Consider the following 24582-nt stretch of genomic DNA (forward strand, 5'->3'; position numbering starts at 1 on the left):
CCGGGCGGGAAGGTATGGTAGAGGCCCACTTCTCCAGTCTCTACCCCATCTGCTGGAGGTCCCCGCTCCGTGCTCACCTCGTCCCCCGCCGTGCTCTTGCTCCTGGCGCTCCTCGCGGAGGTCAGCGCTACCACGCAGCCAGCTCTCCCGAGCTGTGAGGCGTCGCCACACCGGCTCGAGCTGTCGGCGGCTCCCACCGACAAGGCGCTGGAGGTGTGCATCAGCCCCGACCTTCCCACCACCTTCCGGTTCGACTCGCCGCTGCCACCGGGTGCGGTGGAGTTGCAAGAGCGCGAGCGTTTCGAGGACGTGTCCACGGGGACGCGAAGCATCACCGTCATCCCCCTGGAAGGACTCCGGTCCGGGGAACGGCTCAAACTGGTGGTGCGCTTCGCGGATGGTGCCGCCCCAGCGAGTGCTACCTTCGAACTGGTGGGCCACCCGGCTCGGGCCGTGCGGCAGGTGGAAGTCTTCCGCAATCGGCGCACCGTCGAGGACTACCAGGAGGAGGTACAGGAGAAGGAAGCCCGAATCCGGCAGCTTCAAACGGAGTTGGTGCGGACGCAGGCGGAAGGAAGCGGGCTGGGCATCACGGGGCTGTTCGCCAGCGGGCTGTTGAGGGTGGACGCGAAGAACGGGCAAGGCGTCCTGGCCAAAGACCTCACGAGTGTCATCACCATGCCCTCGGCCAACACGCTCCCCGCGAGAACCGTCATCAGCTACCGCTCCACCACCATGCGCCGGGAAAAAGACGAAGACGTGATGCGGGTGGCCGTGGCGATGACCATGGACAACCCCGGCACGGCCCCCTGGACGGCCAGGGATGCGGCACTGCTGGTGGGAAAAGGCCAGGACGTGAAGGAGGCGAAGGTGTGGCAGCCCGCGCCCATTTCGCCGGGAGGGTCGGACCTCGTGATGGTGGAGACGGAGTTGCTGGCTCACGAGGCGCGGGGCACCTTCACCCTCAAGCTGTGGGACGAGAACGGAGGCCGGCTTGTCACCCTGAGCGGAGTGACCTTCCCGTGAACCCCGCTCCGGGAGTTGCCGTACCCATTGGGTATTCTTCCAGACTGGCTACCCAAGGAGGGGTAGCCGGGAGGAATCCCCATGAAGCTGTGCCGCACGGCTGTGATGCTGGTTCTCCTGCTCGGGTGTGGCACCGCCTCCCGGGTCGTGCGCCTGGACACGGGCCAGGCCGACCCCCTCGTCTTCACCCCTCGTTCCGGCGCCAGGCCGGTGGCGCTGGACAACGGCGAGTTCAAGAAGGCCGTGTCGGAACTGGCTCGGGATGTGCGGCCCTCCACTCGGCCCCAGGAAGCAGCGCGGCGGCTGTTCGAGGTGGAGGCGCGGAGCGGTTCGTACACGTACGAGCCACCTGGCCGCCGCATCACGCCGCTCGAGCCGGGCGAGCACCTGGAGGGGCAGTCAACGACGGCGCAGGTGGAGTTGACGCGCGCCTATCTGCGCTGGTGCGAGCGCACTGGCAGGCCCGGGGACTGTCTGCGCCTGCTGACGGAAAGCCCCATTCTCAACGGGGATGGCCGTTTCGCCTTGGCCCTGGCGCTCGCCAAGGGTGCGGTGCTGGACGAGATGCTGGAGGCGTTCAAGGATATGGCCGACCCCCACGCCATGGTGGCGGCCGTGCTCTGGACCTGGACCACGTACATGGTTCTTGTCTCCCTTCCCGACGTGACAGTCTCCAAGGGCCTCGCGGCGGTGATGACCGCCACCCTCATTTCCTACGTGGGCGTCGAAACCTTCTGGGGCCTCGTCGTGGGCTTCAAGCGGCTGATGGACGAGGCGGACCGGGCCACCACGTTCAACGAGCTGCGCGCAGCGGGCGAGCGGTACGGCAAGCTCATGGGCCGGAACGCGGCGCGAGCGTTCGCCATGCTGGCCATGGCGGCCGTCGGCAACACGGCGCCAGGGTTGGCCGCGAAGGTGCCGAAGCTGCCCGGCTCCATGCAGGCGGCCGTACAAGCCGAGACGCAAGTGGGCATCCGTCTCGCGGCGGTGGGGGAAGTGGAGTCGGTCACCGTGAGCGCCGAGACCGTCACCATCGCCCTCGCGCCGGGCGCGGTGGCCATGACATCAAGTGGCACGAGCGGCGGTGGCCTTCCGAAAACAAATGACTTCGAGAACCTTGAGGACATCTGGCATGAAGGGAGCTACGACTCTCCATCTGAGTCATTTCAAGAGCACTTCGCCAAGCATGGAGCAGAGGTTGGCGCCAAGGATGCCGCGCAGTACTTGCGAAAAGCAGAAGAGCTATCGCGGCGCACCTCGGGTGCACAGAGATTTCCAATTGAAGGGCATACCAAGGGCGTGATTCGCTATGTTAAAAGCGGTCGGTACATTGATATCGCGCCGGATGGACGCATCGTATCTTTTGGGGCTCGATGAGAAAGGAAACAAGGAATGAGCTGGAGAACAGTCGCTCTGCACGGTGCCTCGAAAATAGAGCGGGTGGTTGGCATTTTCGAGGTCCGAGACATGCGGTGTCTTCCTTTGTCCAGATACAAGATCAAGGTCCTTGAGCGAAGCTCCGGAGGCTTCGTCGCAGTCGCGAATGTGTGTGTGAAAGACGCCAATGGAGCTCCTGATGGGGAAGCCGGACTGGGACAGACAGAGGTCGAAGCCCTCCAGGATTTCATCAAGAGATTTGGTGAGACACTGAACTCTCGCACAAACTGGCAAGATGACGACTTTGAATGGAGCGACCCGCGAGAATTCTGATGGGCGTAGTGCTAACAGAATCCCGTACTGAAAGGAGTAGCACCACATCGTCGAGTCATCAGGGAGGGACGCCAGTTCACCGATTCTGAAACGGGAAACACCGTGCACGTAACTGGAACGAGTTGACGAAGATCGCGTCCGGCAAGAGTCCTCCGCTCGCCTATGCCCTGGTCTGGCTCTCGTCGCTCCTGCGCTTCATCGGCACGAAGCTCGTCTCCTGAAGGGACGCGCGCGAAGTCTCCCGCGACCACTTCCCCCATCTTCCTCCGGCGTGAAGCAGGGCGCGCGGGGCTACTCGCGCAGGTGCAGCTTGCGCACCAGCTCCTCGTACTTCTCCGGCGACAGGTTGCTGTTCTTGAGCGCCTGGCGCAGCGGCTCGGCCTTCTTGTAGACGGCCGAGTAGCCGCATTCCGGGAAGAACTCCGGCAGGGCCTCGAAGGCGAGGTTGCGCGGGTAGTCGCGGCACATCCCCGGCCGGCTGTCGTAGGAGTCGCACTGCTTCGTCGTGGGGTCGTAGTGCGTGCAGCGGAAGACGAAGAGCTTGTGCCGGCGGTCCTCGCCCGCGTACTCGAAGCCGTTGACGAGCCGGTGCCAGGTGAGCACGAGCCAGCGCAGCGAGCGCAGGAAGAGGACCGGCCGGCTCACGGCGAGGGTGGGCGCTTCACAGCAGCGGCCACAGCCGTTGCACGCGCCCGTCAGCCGGTAGCGCGGCTCTCCCCGGGCGCGCAGGAGCAGTCGCGTGACGGCGAGGTCGAAGTCATAGCGCAGCCGCGCGAGGCGTTTGATGCTCCGACGAAGGGGCCCGTCCTTCATGGCGCGCGAGTCTAGCGCTCCCCGGGCACCCATGCTTCAAATGCCCGCTCTCCGCCTCATTCACCAGGAGAGCTGCCATGCGTTCCTCGAAGCACTCGCCGTGGTTTCAGTCCGTGGTGGTATTCACAGCCGTCCTGTTCGCCGCTGGATGTGCCTCCAGCCGCCGCGAGATGTACATCCAGGAGAAGGCGAGCGGCTACGTGTACCGCAAGCCCATGGCCGAGGTGTGGCCCCAGGTGCGCTCGCTGCTCAAGGAGAAGGAGCTGCCCATCCGCGAGGCACCGGGCGCGTTCGAGATCGCCACCGACTGGGCCATGGTGGGCGCGCCCTCGTCGCTGGGCACCAACTACGTGCGCTACTACGTGCGCGGCAAGCAGCCCAGCCCGGTGCTGAGCGCGGTGGAGATCTTCCGGCAGAACCGCACCGAGTCCGGCCCGGGACCGGTGGACTCGCGCACGGGCCAGCGCCAGGCGTTGGGCACGGACACCACCAACATGACGCGCGACCGGGAGCTGGAGTGGGAGTTGTTGCAGCGCGTGGACCCGGAGGGTGCCCGCGCCCTGCGCGCCGAGGCCGAGACGGCCGTCAAGTAGGGCACCCGGAGCGGACCCGTGCAGCCCCGATGCGCGGGGCTCAGTCGCGCAGGGGCAGCTCCACGGTGAGCCCGTCGTAGGCCACCTCGACGGGGCCCTTGAACTCCTCGCGCGCCTGGGTGAGCAGCCGGGATGGGTCCGTGTCGTGGCGGCTGGACAGGTGCGTGAGGATGAGCCGCCGGGCGCCCGCCTCGCGCGCCACCTGGGCCGCCTCGCGCGCCGTCGAGTGTCGCGTCTCCAGGGCCCGCGCCTGCTCGTCATCGGAGAAGGTGGACTCGTGGATGAGCAGATCCGCCTCCCGCGAGGCCTTCACCAGGGCGGAGCAGGGGCGGGTGTCGCCGGAGATGACCAGACGCCGGCCGGGCCGTGGCTCGCCGACGACCTCCTCGGGACGGATGGTGCGGCCGTCGGCAAGCTGCACCGGCTCGCCCCGCTGGAGCTGGCCATAGAGCGGCCCAGGCGGCACCCCGAGCTCCTTCACCTTCTCCAGGTTGAACTTCCCCGGGCGCTCGTCCTCCTGCAGCACGTAGCCGAGCGCGTTGATGCGGTGATCCACCGCCACGGCCTGCACCGAGTAGCCACGCCGCTGCACGGTGTCGCCGTCGCGCAGCTCGTGGATCTCCACCGGGAAGGACAGGGACTCCACGCCCAGGTGTACCGCCTGGTTCAGGAGCCGGCGCGCGGTGGGCGGCCCATAGAGCTGCACGGCGCCGTCGCGCCCCATCATCCCGAGCGTGCGCAAAAAGCCGATGATGCCCAGGTAGTGGTCCGCGTGGAAGTGGGTGAAGAAGACGGCGTCCACGCTGAAGCCGGTGCCGTAGCGCACCATCTGCCGTTGACTGCCCTCGCCACAGTCGAAGAGGAGCAGATCCGTGTTGGCCTTCACCGCGAGTCCGGAGAGGTTGCGGTGCAACGTCGGCTGGGCGGCCGAGGTGCCGAGGAAGGTGAGCCTGAGGATGGACATGCCAGCGCTGCCCATGAATGAAACTCCTCCCGGCGCGGCGACCGGATGTGTGCGCGATCCACCTCATGTACCACGAGGGCGAGGGGGTTGACGTGGGGGCTCTTTTCGCCCGGGGGCGGGTGGGCTATGAGGCGCGCCCTCCCCATGAGCGACTCCCTGACCGTGTCCCCCACGAGCGACCCGCGCCGCGTGCGCGCGGCCGATGGCTCCGTCCTCACCGTGCCCGCTGGCTGGGCCCTGCTGCCCCCGGGCGACGCGGGCCTCACGCGCCGGGTGAAGGCCGCCGGTCCGAGCTGGACGGTGGTGGAGAAGAAGGGCCGGAAGATTTTCTCCCGCGGCGTCTGGGCGCCCGAGGCCCACATCACCGCCGCCCAGGCGGCCCTGGAGGCCGAGCGCGCCACCCCGGCCTATGCCCGCCGCCGCGAGGCCGACGTGCGCCGCCGCGAGCGCGAGCAGTCGGAGTACGAGGTGGACTTCGCCAACGCGGTGCTGCGCTTCCTCGCCTTCGCGCCCTCCTTCATGCCCCAGGCGAAGTTGCTGGCGGTGGCGGTGTCCGCGCATGCCACGCCCGTGGGCAGCGGCACCGTGGCGCGCACCGAGCGCATCCCCATCGAGCGGCGCGCCGAGGCGGCCGTCATCGCGTGGATGCGCCACCAGACGACGGCCTACGACAACCTCTCCATCGCCCGGGTGAAGGGGGCGCGGCGCGAGGTGCGCCGGGAGCTCGCCGAGGTGTCGCGCGCGGTGTTGGACCTGCATCGCCGCGAGGGCAGTCACCCGGTGGCCGCGTGCCCGCTGTGCAAGGCGCTCGCGCGGCTCGGTCCGGGTCAGCCCTCATAGACAGACATACCCGGAGTCCGGGGAACTTGAACAAGATACTCTGATGCGTGTCATAAGCTGACTGAATGTATTCTTGACCCGGGGTTCAGGAATCCCCCTTGGCCGTTTCTGACCGGCGGGTTAGGAATGCGGCCATCTATGGCCCGTCCCGCGGATCCTCACGCCCGAGCAGCACTGATCGCCGCCGCCCGGGTGGAGTTCATGAAGAAGGGGCTGAAGGGCGCGCGCATCGAGGACATCACCGCCGCGTGCGGACTCTCGAAGGGCGCCTTCTATCTGCACGCCACGTCCAAGGAGGCCCTCTTCGGGGAGGTGCTCGGCGAGTTCATGTCCGCGCTGCAGGGCCTCATCGACCAGCGGCGCGAGGAGACGGAGCGGTTCTTCGCCGAGCAGGGAGCGGTGGAGGCGCGCGACGTGTCCGAGCGCTCCGCGCGCTACGAGCGCCTGCTGGCGATGAGCGCCGAGGGGGACCTGCGCACGCTCGAGCTGATGTGGTCCTACCGTGACGTGATGCAGGTGCTCATGCGCGGCAGCCAGGGCACGGACTTCGAGTCCTTGATGTGGGGCTTCGTGGACCGCGAGGTGTCGCGGGTGGCCCAGGAGTTCCGGCGCTTGCAGTCCGGCCGCGCGCTGCGCTCGGACGTGCCCTCCGAGGTCATCGGCTCGCTCATCGTCGGCACCTACGTGTTGCTGGCGCAGCGAATGAGCCAGATGCAGGAGAAGCCGGACCTGGCCGCCTGGGCCAACTCCATCCACCTGCTCATCCGCGAGGGCTGCGTGCCCCGGTGTGACGAGGCCGCCCTGGTGGAGCCGCCGCGTGCGCCGCCACCGCAGCCTTCGACTTCTTCGCGCCGGGCCCCGTCCCGCGCGCTTTCCCGCACTCGCAGTACCCCGAGGTCAGGATCGTGAAACTCTTCAGGACGCCGCTCGTCGCCGGGCTCGCCGCCGTGGGCATGGTCGCCGCCTCGTTGTCCCTCTCGGGCTGCCGCGCGGACGCGGCCCAGACGCCCGCGACTCCGGCCGCCACGCCGGGCCTCCAGTCGGTGACGCTCGCCGCGCCGCGCGCCGTGCGCAGCACGCCTCGCGAGGAGGTGACGGGGACGCTCTTCCCCTCCCAGGCGTTGCAGGTGGGCTTCGAGGTGGGAGGCCGGCTGGAGAAGGTGCGGGTGAAGAAGGGCCAGACGGTGCAGGAGGGCCAGACGCTCGGTCAGCTCAACCCGGAGATCTCCGATGCCCAGCTCGCCCAGGCGCAGGCCTCGGTGGCGGCCGCCGAGGTGAGCGCCGCCATGGCCACGGACGTGGCCGAGCGCAACGCGAAGCTGCAGCAGCAGGGCAACGTGAGCGACCTGCAGAACCGCACCTCCAGCACCCAGGCGCGTCAGGCCGAGGCGCAGTTGCTCGCCGCCCGCGCGCAGCTCGCCCAGGCGCAGGCGGGCCGCCGCCGGCATGACCTCAAGGCGCCCTTCGCCGGCACCGTCACCGACGCGCCCGAGCAGGTGGGCGCCATCGTGGGTCCGGGCGTGGCGCTCTTCTCCCTGGAGAACGTGGGCACGCTGCTGCTCAAGACGACGGTGGCCGAGTCCACGCGCGCGCGCCTCAAGCCGGGCACCCGCGTGCGCGTGGAGGTCATCGGCGGCAGCACCTTCACGGACGAGGCCGTCATCCGCACCGTCATCCCCTCGGCGGACCCGGCCACGCGCCGCATCCCGGTGGACATCCTCGTGCCGAACAAGGACGGCCGCTTCGTGGCCAACACCCTGGCGCGCGTCGTGCTGCCGCTGGGCGAGGCGGAGGAGGCCCATGCCCTGCCGACGAGCGCGCTGTCCTCCTCCGGGGGAGACCACGTGTTCGTGGTGACGCCCTCGGGCGAGGTGCGCCGCGTGGACGTCCAGGTGCTCGAGCGCGGGGTGCGCGAGGTGGTGGTGAAGGCCGCCGCGCCGCTGGACAAGGTCGTCGAATACCTCACGCCTTCCCTCGCCGAGGGGACGCGCGTCTCCGTGAAGTAGTCCTCCCGCCGCACGCCTTCTCGAGCGTCCCCCCATGTTCCTCAGCGACGTCTCCATCCGTCGGCCGGTCTTCACGGCCATGATGTCCCTCTGCCTCATCGTCCTCGGGGTGATGGGCTTTTCCCGGCTGGGCACCGACCTCTTCCCGGACGTGTCCATTCCGGTGGTGGTCGTCAATACGATCTACAAGGGCGCGGGCCCCGGGGAGATCGAGACCCAGGTCATCAAGCCCATCGAGGATGCCGTCGCGGGCATCAACGGCGTGGACAAGATCCACTCCTTCAGCCGCGAGAACGTGGGCACGGTGGTGGTGCAGTTCAAGCTGTCCACGAACCTGGACCGGGCGGTGCAGGAGGTGCGCGACAAGGTGTCGGGCGTGTCCAACCGGCTGCCCTCCGACGCGGACGCGCCGGTGATTGGCCGCGTGGACCTGTCGGCGGTGGCGGTGCTCACCTACGCGGCGAGCGCGCAGGCCGACTCGCGCACGGTGCGCAAGCTCATCGAGGACCAGCTCAAGCCGGCGCTCGCGCAGCTCGAGGGCGTGGCCGACGTGCGCATCAACGGTGGTGACGTGCGGGAGATCCAGGTGGACATCGACCTGGACAAGGCGCGCGCGGTGGGTGTGTCTCCCATGGACGTGGGCCAGCGCATCGGCTCGGAGAACCTGGACCTGCCCGCGGGTCGGTTGCAGCTCGGCTCCACGGAGCTGACGGTGCGCTCGCTCGGACAGTTCCGGAGCGTGGAGGAGCTGCGGCAGTTGCCGGTGGCCCAGAGCCGCACGGGAGCGCAGGTGCGGCTGGAGGAGATCGCCACCGTCACCGACGGCGCGGAGGAGCGGCGCACCACGACGCGCCTCAATGGCCAGGACGCGGTCATCCTGGAGATCGTCAAGCAGCCGGGCTCGAACACCGTGGCGGTGAGTGACGCGGTGAAGGCGGCGATGACGAAGCTCGTCCCCACGCTGGGCCACGAGTTCAAGACCACGCTGCTCATCGACCAGTCGGTGCCCATCCGCGAGAACGCCCACGAGGTGTGGATCGCCCTCGTGTTCGGTGGCGCGATGGCGGTGCTCATCATCCTGATGTTCCTGTTGGATCCGCGCGGCACCTTCATCTCGTCGCTGGCGTTGCCCACCTCGGTCATCGGCACGTTCTTCGTGATGTACCTGCTCAACTACTCGCTCAACCAGATGACGCTGCTGGCGCTCTCGCTCGCCATCGGTCTGCTCATCGACGACGCGGTGGTGGTGCGCGAGGCCATCACCCACCGGTTGGAGCAGGGGGAGGATCCGGTGTCCGCCGCGTCCAATGGAACCAAGGACGTGGGACTCGCGGTGCTCGCGACCACGCTCGCGCTGGTGGCGGTGTTCGTCCCGGTGGCCTTCATGCCCGGCATGGTGGGCCAGTTCCTCCAGCAGTTCGGCATCACCATCTCGGTGGCGGTGCTCATCTCGCTCTTCATCTCCTTCACGTTGGATCCGATGCTGTCCGCGCGGCTGGCGAAGCAGCGCCAGGCCGGCGAGCATCACCAGGAGAACGCCCTGGCGCGCTCCATCCGTGGCTTCCTGGATGGCAGCGAGCGCGTCTACTCGCGCATCCTCCGCTGGGTGTTGGACCACAAGTGGGCCACCATGGGCATCACCCTGGTGGCGATGGTGCTGTCCTTCGGGGCCGCGCGCAGCCTGGGTATGGAGTTCATGAGCCCGGAGGATCGCTCGCAGTTCTTCGTCCAGCTCATCCTGCCGGACTCCTCCAACCTGGAGCAGACGGGCAAGCGCGTGGAGCAGACGGAGAAGCTGCTGCGTGAGATCCCCGAGGTCACGGACATCTACTCCATCGTGGGAGAGAACGGCGACGTCAACAAGGCGCGCATCCGGGTGCTCACCACGGAGAAGCACGCGCGCACCCGGGGCATCCAGGCCATCAAGGAGGACGCGCGGACCCGGCTCGTTCCCGAGCTGGTGGCCACCCGCGTGCTGATGATGGATCCGCCCATCATCGATGGGCTCGGTGGTGACTTCTATCCCATCATCGTGCGCGTCACCGGCCCGGACCTGTCGCAGCTCAAGGTGGAGGCCGAGCGCATCGCGGGGATGCTGCACGACATTCCCGGCACGGTGGACATCCGCGTGGACTTCAACCCGCCCAAGCCCGAGCTGGCGATCGAGATCGACCGGGCGCGCGCCAAGGACCTGGGGTTGAGCGCCGCGGCGCTGGCCATGCAGATGCGGCTGGCCATTGGCGGTGACGTGTCGGCCAAGCTGCGCGAGGGCGTGGACGAGACGGACATCCGCGTGCGCCTGTCCTCGCGCGACCGCGACACGCCCGAGCGCGTGAGTCAGCTCCAGCTCGCCACGCCCCGGGGCATGGTGCCGGTGTCGGACGTGGCGAAGGTGGAGCTGCGCGACGGCCCGAGCGTCATCGAGCACGAGAACCGCCAGAAGCAGATCGCCGTCTATGCCCAGCTCCAGGACGCGCCCCTGGGCGACGTGGCGGCGAAGTTCCGTCAGAAGGTGGAGGCGCAGCCGCTGCCCGCGGGCTACTCGCTCATCTACGACGGGCAGATGAAGATGCTCACCGAGCAGAACGACGCCTTCGGCTCGGCGTTCATCCTGGCCTTCGTCTTCATCTACATGGTGCTCGCCAGCCAGTTCGAGTCCTTCAAGCATCCCTTCACCATCATGGTGTCGCTGCCGCTGGCGCTGGTGGGCGCGCTGCTGGGCCTGTACTTCGGCGGCTTCCACGTCTCCATGGGCGCCATGATTGGCATCATCCTGCTGATGGGCCTGGTGACGAAGAACGCCATCCTCCTGGTGGACGGCGCGCTGCAGTACCTGCGCGAGGGCGCCACGGTGGACGAGGCGCTCATGAAGGCGGGGCCACGCCGGCTGCGTCCCATCCTCATGACGAGCGCCGCCATGGCCATCGGCATGGTGCCCACCGCCATCGGTCAGGGCGTGGGCTCCGAGTTCCGCGCCCCCATGGCCATCGCGGTCATCGGCGGCGTCATCACCTCCACCTTCCTCACGCTGTTGGTGGTCCCCGTGGTCTTCGCGGCCATGGAGCGCCTGGGCTTCTCCAAGCGCGCTCCGAAGCCGGCCGACGCCCCGGTCCTCCCCATTCCCGAGCCGAGGCAGCACAGCGACCAGGCCGCCTGAGCGCGGCGGGTCGTCCCCCGTCATCTCCCCTGCGTTCCCTATGTCCATCCGACGCTCCGCCGGCTCCCTCCGGCGCCCCCTCTCCCTGTTGCTGCTGGCCTCCCTGTCTCCGCTCGGCGCGCTCGCCCAGACGCCTTCGGACGCGCCCACCCAGCAGCAGCCCTCCGCCCCGCCCGCCGCCGGGGAGTCCCCCGCTCCGGGCACGTTGCGCACCGCGACGCTGCGCGAGACGCTCATTCTCGCCGCGAAGCAGAGCCCGGACGTGGTCGCCGCCCGGGCCCAGGCCGCCGTGGCCGCCGCGGGCGTCAACCGCGCCTGGACGGCATGGCAGCCCGAGCTGACGGTCAGCGCGCAGTTCGTCCACTCCAGTGCTCCGGCGCAGTTCGACCTGGGCTCCATCATCCAGTTGATGGGAGGCGTCTTCGCGCTTCAGCCCGTCAACCCGCAGATCATCCCGGGCCCCGTGGTCATCACCGCGGAGAACTCGCGCTACGCGACGGTGCAGATCTCCCAGCCGCTCTTCACTCCCGCGGGGGCCTTCCTCATCGGTCCGGCCAGGGCGGGCGCGCAGGCGGCCGAGTTGGGAGCCCTCGAGGCGCGTGAGCAGGTGTTGCTGGCGGTGGCGCGCACGTACCTGGGCTTGCAGGGAATCGTCCAGCTCACGGCGGCGGCGCGCGAGGCGGAGGCGGTGGCGCTCCAGCGCGAGGCCGAGTCCAAGGCGCAGCTCGACGTGGGCATGACGGTGGAGGCGGCGCTCCTGCGGGCCCAGACGGAGACGGCCCAGGCGCGCGTGCAACTGGCGCAGCTGTCCGGCCAGTACACGCAACTGCTCGCGCTCCTGGGCGCCCTGGTGGGCGAGCCCGTGCAGCCGGTGCCGCTCGAGAACTCCGACACCTCCTGGCGGATTCCCTCCGAGGACCAGCGGCCCTGGGAGGACACCTACGCGGTGCGCTCGGCGGAGCTGGCGGTGCGCGCCAACGAGGGCAAGGTGACGTATGACCGCTTCTCGTGGCTGCCGAGCGTCGTCGCCCAGGGCCGGGGCCTCTACAACTCCAACACGGGCTTCACCGGGCAGAACACCTCCTACGAGCTGTCCGTCGCGGCCAGCCTGCCGCTGTACGACCGGGGCCAGCGCTACGCGGCCCTGCACGAGGACGAGGCGCGTCTGGCCCAGTCCCGGGCGCAGTACGAGTCGGCGCGGGCCCGCGCTCACGCCAACTGGGTGGCGGCCCAGGCCAACCTGGAGGCCGCGCGGGTGGCGCTGACCCAGGCCGAGTCCCAGGCGCAGCTCGCCGCCCGGGTGCAGCAGCAGGTGGCCGCCGGCTACAAGGCCGGCGTGGCCACCAGCCTGGAGATGTCGGACGCGGACAACCGCCGCTTCCTCGCCGCCAGCAGCGCGGCCCAGGCCCGCTCCCAGTTGGAGGTGCGCCGCGTGGAGCTGGCGGCCGCCGCGGGCCGCATCGCCGCCTCGCTCGAGCCGGACGACGCCGCCCCCTCGCCCCGGTGAGCCCCACGCGTCCCCGGGACACCGGGGACGCTCAGGCGCGCCGGGTGCTCTCCCCGGTCATCACCGCCGAGCCGATGAGGTGGGCCAGCCGCAGTGCTTCCGGCACGCGGCCGGTGTCCGTGAGGCGCTGGAGTGCTTCCTCCACCCACTCGGGCTCCGCGCCCTGGACCTGGAAGGTGAAGCCGCCGCGCTGATGGATGGGACCCGCGCGCCGCAGCAATTGCAGACGCGCCTGGGGTCGCGACAGGTGTCGCAGCGCCCGCTCCACGGCGTCCAGGTCTGGCGGTCGCCGCATCACCGCCACGCAGGGTTTGCCGAGCGTGTGCGCCAGGCGGGGCAGGTCCACCAGGTTGAAGCCGCCGAAGGCGAGCCCATCCAGCAGCACCAGGTGGAGCTGGGGCAGGAACTTGCCGCCCACCAGCAGCCGGCACACTTCATCCGTCGCCGTCCACCCGTCGCGCCGCACCTGGCCCCAGACGAGTCCCTCGAAGCGCGTCCCCGCGCACACCACGCCCGCGAGACAGACACGCGCACCCACGCGCCGCGCGAAGGGGGCATCGTCGAATCCCACGACTCGGGGCAGGGGCGGCAGACGCGGAGTCATGAAAAAACAAGAGCCCGACCCCGGTCGAGGTCAGGCTCCAGGAATCCCACGCAGTGGGAATCAGACCGGACGCACGTTCTGCGCCTGCAGGCCCTTGGGGCCGCGCGTCACATCGAACGACACCCGCTGGCCCTCCTGCAGGCTGCGGAAGCCTTCCGCCTGGATGGCGGTGTGGTGGCAGAACACGTCCTCGCCACCGCCGTCCTGCGTGATGAACCCGAAGCCCTTCGCGTCATTGAACCACTTGACCACACCGGTTGCCATAATTCGTTCTTCTTTCGTCACCAGACGGGTGGAGCCGCCTGCTCGACTCGGACTTGAGCCGGATCATTGGCGTAGTCCGTCCGGATCCAAAAGTCGAGAGAAGAAGGAAAGATTGTTGTAACTCGAACAGTACGGGGATGAACTCCCGCGCCTCGAGAGTTGCCGGGACAGCGCACGGGGGAGCGACTTCGAGCCTTTTCGGTTCACGCACGGTACAGTCCGCGCGGTTTTTCCACCCTCTCACCCTTTTTCGAGGAGGCATCCTCTGCTTCGCTATACCGCTGATCGCCGTACCGTGGCCTACCTCGCGCTCGCCGTGGGCCTGTCCATCCTGCAGTGGAACCTGGATCGAGTGTACCCGGTGCTCTACGCCCTGGGCCTCTTCATGGGGGTCACGGTGGCGGTCATCAGCCACAATCACAACCACCTGGGGATCTGGAAGTGGAGGCCGGCCAACACGTTCACCAACTACGTGCTCGCGCTCTACTACGGCACGCCGACGGTGGCCTGGGTGCCCACCCACAACCAGACGCACCACAAGCTGAACTTCGCCGAGGGTGACACCTCGCGCGGCCCCAAGTTCTTCAAGAAGAACCACCTGCTGTCGCTGCTCGTCTACCCCACGCTCACGGGCCTGGAGCAGGCGCCGGAGATCTCCGCCTACATGAAGAACCTCTACCAGCGCGACAAGAAGGCCTTCGCCTGGGCGTTCTCCGAGTTCGTCGTGTACTTCGGCATCATGGCGGTGTTGCTGGTGCTCGACTGGCGCAAGGCGCTGCTCTTCTTCGTCATCCCCCAGCAGTTCTCGCTGTTCATGATCCAGGTGTTCAACTACGTGCAGCACATCGAGGTGGACACGGGCAGTGCCTGGAATCACTCGCGCAACTTCGTCTCCCCGGTGCTCAACGCGCTGCTCTTCAACAATGGCTATCACACGGTGCACCACCAGAAGCCGGGCGTGCACTGGTCGCAGACGCCCGCGCTGCACGCCGAGCATGCCCACAACATCCACCCCGAGCTGCTGGTGAAGAGCTGGTGGGGCTTCATGTTCCGCACCTTCATCCTGCGGCCCTTCCTGCCCGCGCGCCCGCTCACCTTCGCTCCGGCGTCCGCGTCGGCGTCCCCGGCGCCCATCGCGGCGGCGGAGACGACCTAGTTTCCCCCCAGGGGTCCCGGTCTCCGGGGCCGGGCCCCGTGCCTGCCTTCGCCCCGGGAGGTCCTGGCGCATGACTCGAGAGTTCGTTCCGCCCCCCCGAGGCGTCACCGTCCGTGGAGCCCTGGAGGCGGAGCTGGCCTCGGCGCCCGAGACGGGCCTCACCGCCAAGGAGCTGTCCTCGCTCGTGGGCATCTCCGAGAAGGACGTGGCGGGCCACCTGGAGCACCTGGAGAAGTCCCTCAAGGCCGGAGGGGCCGCGCTCACGGTGCTGCCCGCCGAGTGCGTCGCGTGTGGCTATGTCTTCCGCGACCGCAAGCGCCTGTCCCGCCCCGGCTCCTGTCCGGAGTGCCGCTCCACCCGCATCGACCCGCCCGCCTTCCTCATCCGCTGAGCGCGGGCGGCGCGTTCCCCCCAAAAAGCGAAGCGGCGGGAAGCCCTGGGGCCTCCCGCCGCTCGTCACTCGAGCGAGGCCGCGAGGGCCCCGGGGCCGGTGACTAGGCCGGCTTCACGCCCGTCTTGGGCGCCTCGCCGGTGAGCACGGACATCGGGGTCTCGATGCGCATGCCGTAGAACGAGCGGTACACGAACACGAAGGACACCACGAAGAGCACGGCGGCGATGGCCGTGGTGATGCCCCCGTGGCCCGCCTGCTTGAGCTCCACCGCCAGCTCCACCGCGAGCAGGCCGAAGAGGGTGGTGAACTTGATGACCGGGTTGAGCGCGACGGAGGAGGTGTCCTTGAAGGGGTCGCCCACCGTGTCACCCACCACCGTGGCCGCGTGCAGCTCCGAGCCCTTGGCCTTGAGCTCCACTTCCACCAGCTTCTTCGCGTTGTCCCACGCGCCACCGGCGTTGGCCATGAAGAGCGCCTGGTACAGACCGAAGATGGCGATGGAGATGAGGTAGCCCACGAAGAAGAAGGACTCGAAGCAGGCGAACGCCAGCGTGCTGCAGAACACGCCCAGGAAGATGTTGATCATCCCCTTCTGCGCGTACTGGGTGCAGATGGCCACCACGCGCTTGGAGTCCTCCACGCTCGCCTTCTCCACTCCCTCCAGCCGGATGTTGGCCTTGATGAACTCCACCGCGCGGTAGGCGCCCGTGGACACCGCCTGCATGGAGGCGCCGGAGAACCAGTACACGATGGCGCCGCCGGCGATGAGGCCGAGCAGGAAGGGCGCGTGCAGGAGCGACAGCTTGTCCGTGTTGGCCGGGTCGAGCGAGCGCAGACCGTCGGCGCCCGTGGTGATGCCCACCAGCAGCACGATGATGGAGAAGATCATCGTCGTGGCGCCCACCACCGCGGTGCCGATGAGCACCGGCTTGGACGTGGCCTTGAACGTGTTGCCCGCGCCGTCGTTCTGCTCGAGGTAGTCCTTGCCCTTGTCGAAGTCCGGAGCGAAGCCGAAGTCCTTCTGGATCTCCTGCTTCACGTTGGGCACGTTCTCGATGAGCGACAGCTCGTACACGCTCTGCGCGTTGTCCGTCACCGGGCCGTACGAGTCCACCGCGATGGTCACCGGCGCCATGCTCAGGAAGCCGAAGGCGACCAGGCCGAAGGCGAACACCGCCGGGGCGATCATCAGCGTGTTGGGGATGCCGAGGCTGAAGTAGTAGGCGGCGCCCATGAGCACCATGACGATGATGCCCATCCAGTAGCCGGAGAAGTTACCGGCCACCAGACCCGAGATGACGTTGAGCGACGCACCACCCTCGCGCGACGCCGTCACCACCTCGCGCACGTGGCGGCTCTCGGTGGAGGTGAAGACCTTGATGGCCTCGGGGATGATGGCGCCCGCGAGCGTGCCGCACGTCACGATGGCGCTCAGGCGCAGCCACAGCGTGTTGTCCCCCGCCAGGTCCGGAATGAGCAGCCAGGACACGATGAACGTCACCACCACGGACACGCCCGAGGTGAGCCACACCAGCACCGTGAGCGGCTTCTCGAAGTTCATCTGGTCGGCGTTCTTGTACAGGCCGCCCTGGATGATGCCGTTGATGAAGTACGAGCCGAGGCTCGCGAGCACCATGGCGCTGCTCATCATGAAGATCCACACGAGCAGCTGCGCCTGGTACTGCACGGGCACCGCCAGGAGGATGAAGGTGATGAGCGCCACGCTCGTCACGCCGTAGGTCTCGAAGCCGTCCGCGGACGGACCCACCGAGTCACCCGCGTTGTCACCCGCGCAGTCGGCGATGACGCCCGGGTTGCGCGCGTCGTCTTCCTTGATCTTGAAGACGATCTTCATCAGGTCGGAGCCGATGTCGGCGATCTTCGTGAAGATACCGCCCGCGATGCGCAGCACGCTCGCGCCCAGCGACTCGCCGATGGCGAAGCCGATGAACACCGAGCCCGCGTAGTCCGCCGGAATCACCAGGAGGATGAGCAGCATGAGCAGCAGCTCGACGGACACGAGCACCATGCCGATGGAGATGCCCGCCTGCAGGGGGATGGCGTAGGTGGGGTAGGGCTTGCCGCGCAGCGACGCGAAGGACGTGCGGCTGTTGGCGAACGTGTTCACCCGGATGCCGAACCAGGCCACGCCGTAGCTGCCGGCGATGCCGATGAGGCTGGCCACCAGGATGGCGATGACCTTGAGCGGCTCCAGGTGGCGCAGGAAGCCGAAGTACACCACCATCACCGCGCCGATGAGCACCTCGAGGATGAGGATGAGCTTGCCCTGGGTGACCAGGTACGTCTGGCACGTGGCGTAGATGAGCTCGGAGATCTCCAGCATCGCCTTGTGCACCGGCAGGCGGCGCAGCGCGGCGAACTGGAGGAAGCCGAACACCAGGCCCACGATGCAGATGGCGATACCCACCATGAGCAGGGTGGCCCCGTTCACCGCGCCACCCAGGAAGGTGATGGCGCGGAAGTCCGGGAGGATGAGATCCGCCTCGCTCGCGCGGGCAGTGCTGCTGGCCAGTACCGCCAGGAACCCGAGGATCCTGGCGGCCTTGGCGGAGAGGGATGTGGGAATCATTCGATGCAACTCCTCAAAGCTCATCTCGTGGCGCGTGGCGCTCCCCGCCAGCGCGCGCTGATGAAGAAAACGTGAGAATCGAGGGGTTGGCCGCCCGCGGTGGGTCATCGTGAAGTCCCCCCCCGCGAACGCTTCAGCTCAGCCTCGCCCTTCAAGGACGGAGAGCACGCCTTGAAGGCGGCCCGCGTGTATCACGTCCCCGGTAGGAAAGTCGAATTCCCCGGAGGAGTGATGATTAGAGCACCTTCACGTTGAAGGTCTTGAGCACCTGATCGCCACGCAGGATGGAGACGGTCCAGTCTCCCGCCTTGCTCAGGCGCACCCCCGTCCACTGCCGGGAGCGCCAGCCCTCGCCCTTGACCTTCACGTCCTTGGTCTCGCGCACCACGTTGCCCTGCTTGGTCTGCACCATCAGGTCCTCGATGGAGTCACCCTGCGGCACCAGATAGGACTGCCACACCATCACCGAGGTGTTGGCCTTGACGCCCTCGGCGGGCACCTCCACGGTACACTCGAACTTGTTGGGCCCTTCCTTGCCCACCTCGGTGCACAGCCTGGCCTCCACCAGCACCGGGCCCTGGCCCTGCGCCTTGTAGAAATAGTTCCAGGTGTCGCGCACCGCGTCGGCCGACGGCGCCTTCACCGGCTCGGCGGCGGGCGCCGGAGCCGCGTCCTGCGCCATCGCCCCACCGCCCCACGCCATCAGCGCGCACATCGCCAGCTTCTTCAGGGTGCCTGCCATGTTGTTCTCCCCCGTGTTCGGGTGTGTCGGCGGTGTCTAGCACAAGACACACCCGCGCTGGACAACCCCCCTTGCTCAACCCCAGACGAAAAAGGCCAGGGTGACGAGTGGCAGATAGAAGACAAAAGCGACCAGGAGAAAGCCGAGGATGTCCTTGAAGTCGAGCCGGGCCACCGTGAGCAGCGGCAGGGCCCAGAAGGGCTGGATGAGGTCGGTGGCCATGTCGCCCCAGGCATAGGCGAGCACCACCTTCTCCGGAGCCACGCCGAGCGTGCGCGCGGCCTCCAGCAGGTAGGGCGCCTCGATGGCCCACTTGGAGCCGCCCGAGGGCACGAAGTAGTTCACCACGCCGCTGTAGAGGTACACGATGGCGGGGAAGGTGGCGCTCGTGGACAGCGACACGAAGAGCTGGCCGATGCGCTCGGTGAGGCCGGTGGCCTTGAAGATGCCGTAGATGCCCGCGTAGAGCGGGAACTGCAACACGATGCCGTGCAGCACGCTCGCCGCCTCCTCGCTCGCCTTGAGCAGCCGCGCGGGCGTGCCATGCAGCAGCACCGCCAGGGTGAGGAAGAGGAAGTTCACCGCGTTGAGGTTGAGCGCCTTCCAGCCCCCGCCGAGCCACATCGCGCGCGCGAACCACACCACCCCCAGCACGCCGAACACCGTGGTGAGCACGGGCGCGTAATCCAGCCAGAGCGCGGGGCTGTGGCCCGCGGGCCGCTCGGGGGGCTCGAAGTCCTGGAAGCGCTCGAGCACCTTGGGGTCCACCCGCACCGCGCGCTCGGGGCTGGGGTGCAGTGCCCAGGCCAGCAGCCCGAGCCCCGTCACCACCACCGCGGTGAGCCCGAGGTTGAAGGGCGACAGGAGCGTGCGCTCGATGGGGATGAGGCCCAGCTGCTTCTCCAGGAAGTGCCCCGGCGTGGCCACCAGCAGCGGGGCCGAGGCGGACAGGCCCGCGTGCCACGTGGCCCCCAGGCCGAAGTACGCGCACGCCACGAGCAGCCGGTAGTCCACCTCGGGCCGGCGGCGCACCACGAAGCGCACCAGCATGGCGCTCGCCACGAGCGACAGGCCCCAGTTGAGGTAGGCCAGCCCCATGGACACCGTGGCCATGAGCACCACCGCGCCCCGGGGACCGTGCGCCAGCCCGGCGAGCCACTCGAGCAGCGCGCGCACCGGGCGGGTGAGCGCCAGCAGGTAGCCGGTGAACATCACCAGCGCCATCTGCATGGAGAAGCTCAACAGCTCCCAGAAGCCCGCCCCCCACGCGTCCAGCACTCGCGGCGCGGGCGTGTCCGTCCACCCCACCGCCAGCCCCATCGTGAAGAGCGACAGCAGCACCGCGATGGCGAACGAGCCGGGCACGTAGCGCGCGGAGAACCGGCCGAGCGCCTCGGCGATGCGAACGAGGGTTTCCACGCGACGTCGAGCTCCCACGGATGAGCGGCGGGTGTTCCCACCCCCGGCACCCCATCTGAGCATGGTTCAGCGCGTCTTCCGAGAAATCCCCTCCGGGGGGAGCCTCGCGCCGCCGCGCCGCGTCTGGCGTCCCGTGGACACTTCCGGGAGCGGAGATGTCCTCTGGTCATCCCAACAGGCGTCCCACAAAGTTGCAGGTGTCCGGCAATGCGCAACCCCCCCCTTGTCGCGCTTGGGGACAATGGCCACTTGGTTGGCAATGGCCTACCGCGTCCATATCCCCGTGGAGTTGTGGAGCACCCTCAAGGCGCTCCCGCCCGCGCTCGTCGAGCAGGTTCATCGGCGCCTGGATGGCATCGCCCAGTTGGCCGAGGTGGCTCCTCCGCTCAACCCGCTCTGGTTGAAGCTCGGTGCCACCGACCGGCCCCTGCTGCGCTGCATCGTGGATGGCCACGCGCTCCTCTACGAGGTCGACGAGTCCTGCCGTACCGTCTCCGTGCTCGACGTCGAACTGGAGGAGACCGAGTCGCTCTTCTCGGGCACGGACTCGTTCTCCGCGAGCGAACACCACTGACGCACCCACGGGGCCCCGCCTCGCATCCGCTCGTGCACTCCGCACCGCTCCTCGTGTGAGGGGTGGTGCGTTCCGCGTTCATCCTGTCTCCGGTTTCCTCCCGTGAGATGTCAGGTGCGGGGTGCTGACGGTTGAAACGTGTCATCCAGCGGACGGGTGATCGGAAAGACAGCAGGAATTACCGGCCGACTTTGGCTTTATTTACATCCTTGTCCGCCTGCTGACGGAGCAGGGCTCCGTCGGGGGGGAGGAAGCCGCCGACGTCCTGTCGAGGGGAAGCACGCCTGATCCCAGGGGGGAGCCTGGCCGCCGAGGCTCCCTCCCGCCCTCGGCACGAACATCGCAAGGATGGATGTTCTCGTGGAACCCAATTCCCAGTCACCCTGCTCCTGCGCGGCGCCTCATGAGGGCGTGGAATGCCCCACGTTCGTCCCCGCGTCCATGCCCACGCTGCCACCCAAGGCCGAGCGCGGCGGGGAGCTCGTGGGTCAGCGTTTCGGCAGCTTCCGGGCGATCCGCGAGCTGGGCCGTGGCGGCATGGGCACGGTGCTGCTCGCCGAGCACGTCCTCATCCCCAAGCGCGTGGCGGTGAAGGTGCTCCACAGTCACCTCGCCGAGGAGCCGGAGCTCGTCGCGCGCCTGCTGGCCGAAGCGCGCGCCATGAGCCTCGTGCAGCACGAGAACGTCGTCACCATCTACGACCTCGACACGCGCGACGGCCGCCCGTACGTCGTCATGGAGTACCTGGAGGGGCAGAGCCTCGCCGCCTTCGCGCGCGGCCCCATCGAGCCGGCGCTCACCGTGGAGCTGCTCACCCAGGTGTGTGACGCGCTCGGGGCGGCGCACGCGCGCGGCATCATCCACCGCGATCTCAAGCCGGCCAACATCTTCCTCGTGCCGGGTCCCCAGGGCCGCCACCGGGTGAAGCTGCTCGACTTCGGCATCGCCAAGCGGCTGGCGCGCACGGAGGGCGAGACGCCCACGCGCACGGGCGTACTGCTGGGCACGCCCGAGTTCATGGCGCCCGAGCAGTGCAGCGGAGAGGCCGTGGACGCGCGCACGGACCTCTACGCGGTGGGCGTCCTCGGCTACCTGCTGCTCACCGGCCGCGTTCCCTTCTCCAACGAGAGCACCGCGGCGGTGCTCGTGGCGCACCTGACGCAGAAGCCGGTTCCTCCGCACGAGGTGCGCCCGGGGGTGCCTCCGGCGCTTTCCGCCGTGCTGATGCGCGCGCTGGCCAAGCGCCCCGAGGAGCGCTTCGCCACCGCCGCCGAGCTGCGCGCCGCCCTGGAGTCCGCCCTCAAGGTGGCTCCGACGCCCGTGGCGCCCGCCCTCGCCGCCTTCTCCGCGCGGGTGCCGGGGTCCGTCGCGCGGGACTACCCGGCGGAGCGGGTGGGCCGCGCGGGCCTCTTCCTGCGCTGCACCGGCACGCCGCCCCCGCTGCGCTCCGACGTGTCGCTCGTCCTCCAACTGCCGGGCGGGGAGCTGCCCTGCGTGGGTCAGGTGGTGCGCCACGTGTCGGCCGAGCAGGCCCGGGCGTGGAACATGGCGCCGGGCTTCGGCGTGGAGCTGCGCGATGCCACCCCCGCCTTCCAGCAGCGCTTCTCGCGCCTGCTCACGGGGACGCCTCCCGCGCCCGCGGCGCCCACGCCGGATGATCCGCGCGCCGAGGTCGTGCTGCGCGACTTCCGCCAGCGGCTCCAGGGGGACCGGTACGCGGTGCTGGGGGTGCCGCGCGACGCGGACGCCGACAGCGTGCGGGCCCACGCCCGCGAGGCGCGCGGCCGGCTCGAGTCCCTGCTGTCCCTGCCGTTGTCCGACGCCCAGCGCGCGTTCGCGCAGCGCGCGCTCGCCCGGGTGGCCGAGTGCCTCCAGGTGCTGGGCCAACTCGAGCGGCGCGTGGAGTACGACGCGGAGCTGCGCAACGTGAAGGGGGTGATGCGCTGCCTGTCCGCGGGGCTCACCGTCACCGCCCTGGAGGCGTGCCGCCGCCGCTACTTCGAGCGCCACCCCGAGACGGAAGGCCACTCGCTCCTGCACATCGCCTCCGGCGAGGCCTACCTGTCGGCCGGCCGCCTGTCCGAGGCGCTCGCCTGCTACGAGTCCGCCCTGCGCGCGGACCCCCTCCACCTCGAGGCCCTCAAGCGCTGGTATGCCCTCCAGGCGAGGATGCGCCACTCGGCGGAAGCCACCGCATCCCGTTAGGATGCGGGTCCTGCCATGGCTTCCAATCCCTCCGACGACGACAAGCTCCCCACCCAGGGCCGGTTCACCCGTTTCCGCAAGCTCGCGGGGCTCTCCGCGCAGCTCAGCGCGGATGTCCTCAAGAGCGGCGCCAAACGGTTCGTGGGCCAGGATCCGGAGCTGCTCAGCATGTCCACCGCGGAGAAGCTCGTCACCACGCTCGGTGAGATGAAGGGCGCGGCGATGAAGATCGGCCAGGCGGTGGCCATGGACACGGAGATGCTCTCGCCCGAGGTGCGCCAGGTCATCGCCCGGCTGCAGAACGAGGCGCCCCCCATGCCCTACGCCCTGGTGGAGCGCGTCATCCGCGAGGAGCTCGGCGACGCGCCGGAAAAGCTCTTCCGCGAGTTCTCCCAGACGCCGCTCGCCGCCGCCTCGCTCGGCCAGGTGCACCGCGCCGTGCTGCACGATGGCCGGCCGGTGGCCGTCAAGGTCCAGTACCCGGGCATCGCCGACACGCTCTCCAGTGACATGGACAACCTGGGCCTCATGGTGAAGACGGTCTCCATGGCGTCGAAGCTCGCCGACGGCACCGCCTACTTCCGCGAGCTGCGCGACGAGATGCTGCTGGAGACGGACTACCTGCGCGAGGCCGCGCTGTGCGCCTCCTTCGCCCGGAGCACCGAGCGCCTGCCGGACCTCAAGGTGCCCGAGGTCATCTCCGCGCTCACCACCCGGCGCGTGCTCACCCTGGAGCTCCTGCGCGGCCGCACCCTCAAGGACTGGGTGGTCTCCAACCCCTCCGCCGAGGAGCGCTACCGCGTGGCGCGCCAGCTCATCCTCGCCATCTACGGGCCCTTCTTCACCGTGGGCGACCTGCACGCCGACCCCCACCCGGGCAACTTCATGGTGCTCGAGGATGGGCGCCTGGGCGTGCTCGACTTCGGCTCCATCAAACGCTTCAGCGCGCACTTCGTGGACGCCAACCGGCGCATGTTCCTGCACGCCATGCGGCGCGAGCCCATGGACCTCCTCGCCCTGTGCCGCGAGGTGGGCTTCACCTGCGAGTTGTCCGATGAGGAGGGGACCGCGCTCGTCCAGGAGGTGTTCCAGATCGTCGGCCGGCCCATGCGCCTGGCTCCCTACGACTTCGCCACCTGCTCCATCACGCGCGACCTGCGCTCGCACTTCACGCGCAACGCGCCCCGCTTCCTGAAGTTCCGTCCGCCCGCCGAGGCGGTCATGTTCTTCCGCTCCACCGGGGGGCTCGTGCAGAACCTGCGGCTGGTCGGCGCGGAGGGCGACTTCACCCGGGTGTACCAGGAGGTCGCCGCGCTCCTGTGAGCGCTCGGCCGGTGGGGGGGCGCGCGGGACTAGCGCGCGCTCGCCGCGGGCAGCCGGCTCTTCTTGTAGATGCTGATGAGCTTGCGGGCGAGTGACTCGCCCTGGACGCTCTTGGAGATGTAGCCATCCGCGCCCGATGCCAGGGAGAGCGAGCGCAGCCGGGCCTCGTCCGAGGCCGAGTAGAGGATGAAGCGCGTGGTGGAGGGCGCCTGGTTGCGCGCGAGCGCCAGCACCTTGTCCCCGCTGAGCGCCGGGATGTTCACGTCCAGCAGGACAAGATCCGGCATCACCGTACGCACCAGGTTGGACACGCCCAGCGACGAGCGGTGGGTGCGGATCTCGAAGCCGTAGGCGTGGAGGGTGCGTTCGACGAGCATCAGCTGGTCGACGTCGTCGTCCACCACCAGCACGCGGATCTTGTTCTCGATCTCGGACATGGGCTCCCTTTCGGAGGCTGTTCGGAGATGGGACTCTTCCCCAAGAGGCAGCGGGGGCTGCGCTCCCGAACAATACTGCTCCGTCTGCGATCAGGGAGGCCCAACCCTCCCGGAACTCGCGCCGGAGGCCAGAAATTGGACGCCTGTAACCCCGTCAGGCAAGCAAATCAAGTAAGAGCTTCCAGGAATGAACCCGGTCAGGGGCGAAAGGCCAGGAGGGCAGGCGGGCGGTGGGCCGCGCGGCGTCCAATGACAACC

General features: G+C 68.8%; 22 protein-coding genes. 14 read left to right on the forward strand and 8 right to left on the reverse strand.

Features of this window, described 5'->3' with window-relative positions:
- Window positions 1-69: 69 nt before the first annotated feature.
- The 3 genes from CYFUS_RS04615 (at window position 70) to CYFUS_RS50305 (ending at window position 2736) form a co-directional block, all read left to right on the forward strand.
- Entirely contained in the window at window positions 70-1026 is a 957-nt protein-coding gene (locus tag CYFUS_RS04615; protein ID WP_095984125.1) for a DUF2381 family protein, read from the forward strand.
- A gap of 81 nt (window positions 1027-1107) precedes the next feature.
- Window positions 1108-2403 carry a hypothetical protein gene (locus CYFUS_RS04620; RefSeq protein ID WP_232537371.1) on the forward strand — a complete coding sequence of 432 codons (1296 nt, stop codon included), beginning with the start codon at window positions 1108-1110 and terminating at the stop codon, window positions 2401-2403.
- Between the two features lie 15 nt (window positions 2404-2418).
- Complete coding sequence (locus tag CYFUS_RS50305) at window positions 2419-2736, forward strand: hypothetical protein (protein ID WP_157758237.1); 318 nt, start codon at window positions 2419-2421, stop codon at window positions 2734-2736.
- A 291-nt stretch (window positions 2737-3027) separates the two neighbouring features.
- Here CYFUS_RS50305 and CYFUS_RS04625 read toward each other — a convergent pair whose 3' ends face one another.
- On the reverse strand, window positions 3028-3549 hold the full coding sequence (locus CYFUS_RS04625) for a YkgJ family cysteine cluster protein (protein WP_157758238.1): 522 nt from the start codon (window positions 3547-3549) through the stop codon (window positions 3028-3030).
- A gap of 77 nt (window positions 3550-3626) precedes the next feature.
- Here CYFUS_RS04625 and CYFUS_RS04630 point away from each other — a divergent pair, with 77 nt between their 5' ends.
- Window positions 3627-4142 (forward strand): hypothetical protein, encoded by a 516-nt coding sequence (locus CYFUS_RS04630; protein WP_095984127.1) that lies wholly within the window; start codon window positions 3627-3629, stop codon window positions 4140-4142.
- A 40-nt stretch (window positions 4143-4182) separates the two neighbouring features.
- Here CYFUS_RS04630 and rnz read toward each other — a convergent pair whose 3' ends face one another.
- Window positions 4183-5106: a ribonuclease Z gene (rnz, locus tag CYFUS_RS04635; RefSeq protein ID WP_095991803.1), complete on the reverse strand. Its 924-nt coding sequence runs from the start codon at window positions 5104-5106 to the stop codon at window positions 4183-4185.
- A 144-nt stretch (window positions 5107-5250) separates the two neighbouring features.
- Here rnz and CYFUS_RS04640 point away from each other — a divergent pair, with 144 nt between their 5' ends.
- The 5 genes from CYFUS_RS04640 to CYFUS_RS04660 all read left to right on the forward strand — a co-directional run bounded on the left by CYFUS_RS04640 (window position 5251) and on the right by CYFUS_RS04660 (window position 12616).
- Window positions 5251-5946, forward strand: coding sequence for a DUF2293 domain-containing protein (locus CYFUS_RS04640; RefSeq protein WP_095984128.1), 696 nt, complete (start codon window positions 5251-5253; stop codon window positions 5944-5946).
- A gap of 138 nt (window positions 5947-6084) precedes the next feature.
- On the forward strand, window positions 6085-6855 hold the full coding sequence (locus CYFUS_RS04645; protein ID WP_095984129.1) for a TetR/AcrR family transcriptional regulator: 771 nt from the start codon (window positions 6085-6087) through the stop codon (window positions 6853-6855).
- Entirely contained in the window at window positions 6852-7952 is a 1101-nt protein-coding gene (locus tag CYFUS_RS04650) for an efflux RND transporter periplasmic adaptor subunit (protein ID WP_232537372.1), read from the forward strand. Before CYFUS_RS04645 ends, CYFUS_RS04650 begins: the two co-directional genes overlap by 4 nt.
- 34 nt (window positions 7953-7986) lie before the next feature.
- Window positions 7987-11109, forward strand: coding sequence for an efflux RND transporter permease subunit (locus CYFUS_RS04655; RefSeq protein ID WP_095984130.1), 3123 nt, complete (start codon window positions 7987-7989; stop codon window positions 11107-11109).
- Between the two features lie 40 nt (window positions 11110-11149).
- Window positions 11150-12616 carry a TolC family protein gene (locus tag CYFUS_RS04660; RefSeq protein WP_095984131.1) on the forward strand — a complete coding sequence of 489 codons (1467 nt, stop codon included), beginning with the start codon at window positions 11150-11152 and terminating at the stop codon, window positions 12614-12616.
- Window positions 12617-12647: 31 nt separating this feature from the next.
- Here CYFUS_RS04660 and CYFUS_RS04665 read toward each other — a convergent pair whose 3' ends face one another.
- Both CYFUS_RS04665 and CYFUS_RS04670 read right to left on the reverse strand, forming a co-directional pair.
- Window positions 12648-13220: a DUF99 family protein gene (locus CYFUS_RS04665; protein WP_095984132.1), complete on the reverse strand. Its 573-nt coding sequence runs from the start codon at window positions 13218-13220 to the stop codon at window positions 12648-12650.
- A 60-nt stretch (window positions 13221-13280) separates the two neighbouring features.
- The gene (locus tag CYFUS_RS04670) at window positions 13281-13484 is read right to left on the reverse strand and encodes a cold-shock protein (protein WP_095984133.1); all 204 of its coding nucleotides are present in this window, start codon (window positions 13482-13484) and stop codon (window positions 13281-13283) included.
- 295 nt (window positions 13485-13779) lie between these two features.
- Between CYFUS_RS04670 and CYFUS_RS04675 the strand changes: the two genes are divergently transcribed.
- Window positions 13780-14640: a fatty acid desaturase family protein gene (locus CYFUS_RS04675; protein ID WP_095984134.1), complete on the forward strand. Its 861-nt coding sequence runs from the start codon at window positions 13780-13782 to the stop codon at window positions 14638-14640.
- Between the two features lie 70 nt (window positions 14641-14710).
- Window positions 14711-15031 (forward strand): transcriptional regulator, encoded by a 321-nt coding sequence (locus CYFUS_RS04680; protein ID WP_095984135.1) that lies wholly within the window; start codon window positions 14711-14713, stop codon window positions 15029-15031.
- 103 nt (window positions 15032-15134) lie between these two features.
- On the opposite strand, the gene CYFUS_RS04685 is transcribed toward CYFUS_RS04680, so the two are convergent.
- From CYFUS_RS04685 to CYFUS_RS04695, 3 genes are all read right to left on the reverse strand, one after another.
- Complete coding sequence (locus CYFUS_RS04685) at window positions 15135-17624, reverse strand: sodium-translocating pyrophosphatase (RefSeq protein WP_095984136.1); 2490 nt, start codon at window positions 17622-17624, stop codon at window positions 15135-15137.
- A gap of 235 nt (window positions 17625-17859) precedes the next feature.
- On the reverse strand, window positions 17860-18366 hold the full coding sequence (locus CYFUS_RS04690) for a hypothetical protein (RefSeq protein ID WP_095984137.1): 507 nt from the start codon (window positions 18364-18366) through the stop codon (window positions 17860-17862).
- A gap of 75 nt (window positions 18367-18441) precedes the next feature.
- A complete protein-coding gene (locus CYFUS_RS04695) occupies window positions 18442-19785 on the reverse strand; it encodes a short-chain fatty acid transporter (protein ID WP_095984138.1) in 1344 nt (447 codons plus the stop codon).
- 241 nt (window positions 19786-20026) lie between these two features.
- On the opposite strand from CYFUS_RS04695, the gene CYFUS_RS04700 reads away from it, so the two are divergent.
- From CYFUS_RS04700 to CYFUS_RS04710, 3 genes are all read left to right on the forward strand, one after another.
- Window positions 20027-20359: a type II toxin-antitoxin system RelE family toxin gene (locus CYFUS_RS04700; RefSeq protein ID WP_157758239.1), complete on the forward strand. Its 333-nt coding sequence runs from the start codon at window positions 20027-20029 to the stop codon at window positions 20357-20359.
- A gap of 411 nt (window positions 20360-20770) precedes the next feature.
- Window positions 20771-22564 (forward strand): serine/threonine-protein kinase, encoded by a 1794-nt coding sequence (locus tag CYFUS_RS04705; RefSeq protein ID WP_232537373.1) that lies wholly within the window; start codon window positions 20771-20773, stop codon window positions 22562-22564.
- A gap of 15 nt (window positions 22565-22579) precedes the next feature.
- On the forward strand, window positions 22580-23887 hold the full coding sequence (locus tag CYFUS_RS04710) for an ABC1 kinase family protein (RefSeq protein ID WP_095984141.1): 1308 nt from the start codon (window positions 22580-22582) through the stop codon (window positions 23885-23887).
- Window positions 23888-23916: 29 nt separating this feature from the next.
- Here the strand turns inward: CYFUS_RS04710 and CYFUS_RS04715 are convergent, their stop codons facing one another.
- Window positions 23917-24324, reverse strand: a complete 408-nt coding sequence (locus CYFUS_RS04715) for a response regulator (protein ID WP_002625909.1) — start codon at window positions 24322-24324, stop codon at window positions 23917-23919.
- Window positions 24325-24582 lie beyond the last annotated feature (258 nt).

This window comes from Cystobacter fuscus (assembly GCF_002305875.1).
Lineage (GTDB): Bacteria > Myxococcota > Myxococcia > Myxococcales > Myxococcaceae > Cystobacter > Cystobacter fuscus_A.

Bases quoted from the DNA above. Each gene is read 5' to 3' on its own strand.
- CYFUS_RS04620 (WP_232537371.1), top strand. From the start codon at position 1,108: ATGAAGCTGTGCCGCACGGCTGTGATGCTGGTTCTCCTGCTCGGGTGT.
- CYFUS_RS50305 (WP_157758237.1), top strand. From the start codon at position 2,419: ATGAGCTGGAGAACAGTCGCTCTGCACGGTGCCTCGAAAATAGAGCGG.
- CYFUS_RS04625 (WP_157758238.1), bottom strand. From the start codon at position 3,549: ATGAAGGACGGGCCCCTTCGTCGGAGCATCAAACGCCTCGCGCGGCTG.
- CYFUS_RS04630 (WP_095984127.1), top strand. From the start codon at position 3,627: ATGCGTTCCTCGAAGCACTCGCCGTGGTTTCAGTCCGTGGTGGTATTC.
- rnz (WP_095991803.1), bottom strand. From the start codon at position 5,106: ATGTCCATCCTCAGGCTCACCTTCCTCGGCACCTCGGCCGCCCAGCCG.
- CYFUS_RS04640 (WP_095984128.1), top strand. From the start codon at position 5,251: ATGAGCGACTCCCTGACCGTGTCCCCCACGAGCGACCCGCGCCGCGTG.
- CYFUS_RS04645 (WP_095984129.1), top strand. From the start codon at position 6,085: ATGGCCCGTCCCGCGGATCCTCACGCCCGAGCAGCACTGATCGCCGCC.
- CYFUS_RS04655 (WP_095984130.1), top strand. From the start codon at position 7,987: ATGTTCCTCAGCGACGTCTCCATCCGTCGGCCGGTCTTCACGGCCATG.
- CYFUS_RS04660 (WP_095984131.1), top strand. From the start codon at position 11,150: ATGTCCATCCGACGCTCCGCCGGCTCCCTCCGGCGCCCCCTCTCCCTG.
- CYFUS_RS04665 (WP_095984132.1), bottom strand. From the start codon at position 13,220: ATGACTCCGCGTCTGCCGCCCCTGCCCCGAGTCGTGGGATTCGACGAT.
- CYFUS_RS04670 (WP_095984133.1), bottom strand. From the start codon at position 13,484: ATGGCAACCGGTGTGGTCAAGTGGTTCAATGACGCGAAGGGCTTCGGG.
- CYFUS_RS04680 (WP_095984135.1), top strand. From the start codon at position 14,711: ATGACTCGAGAGTTCGTTCCGCCCCCCCGAGGCGTCACCGTCCGTGGA.
- CYFUS_RS04685 (WP_095984136.1), bottom strand. From the start codon at position 17,624: ATGATTCCCACATCCCTCTCCGCCAAGGCCGCCAGGATCCTCGGGTTC.
- CYFUS_RS04690 (WP_095984137.1), bottom strand. From the start codon at position 18,366: ATGGCAGGCACCCTGAAGAAGCTGGCGATGTGCGCGCTGATGGCGTGG.
- CYFUS_RS04700 (WP_157758239.1), top strand. From the start codon at position 20,027: ATGGCCACTTGGTTGGCAATGGCCTACCGCGTCCATATCCCCGTGGAG.
- CYFUS_RS04710 (WP_095984141.1), top strand. From the start codon at position 22,580: ATGGCTTCCAATCCCTCCGACGACGACAAGCTCCCCACCCAGGGCCGG.
- CYFUS_RS04715 (WP_002625909.1), bottom strand. From the start codon at position 24,324: ATGTCCGAGATCGAGAACAAGATCCGCGTGCTGGTGGTGGACGACGAC.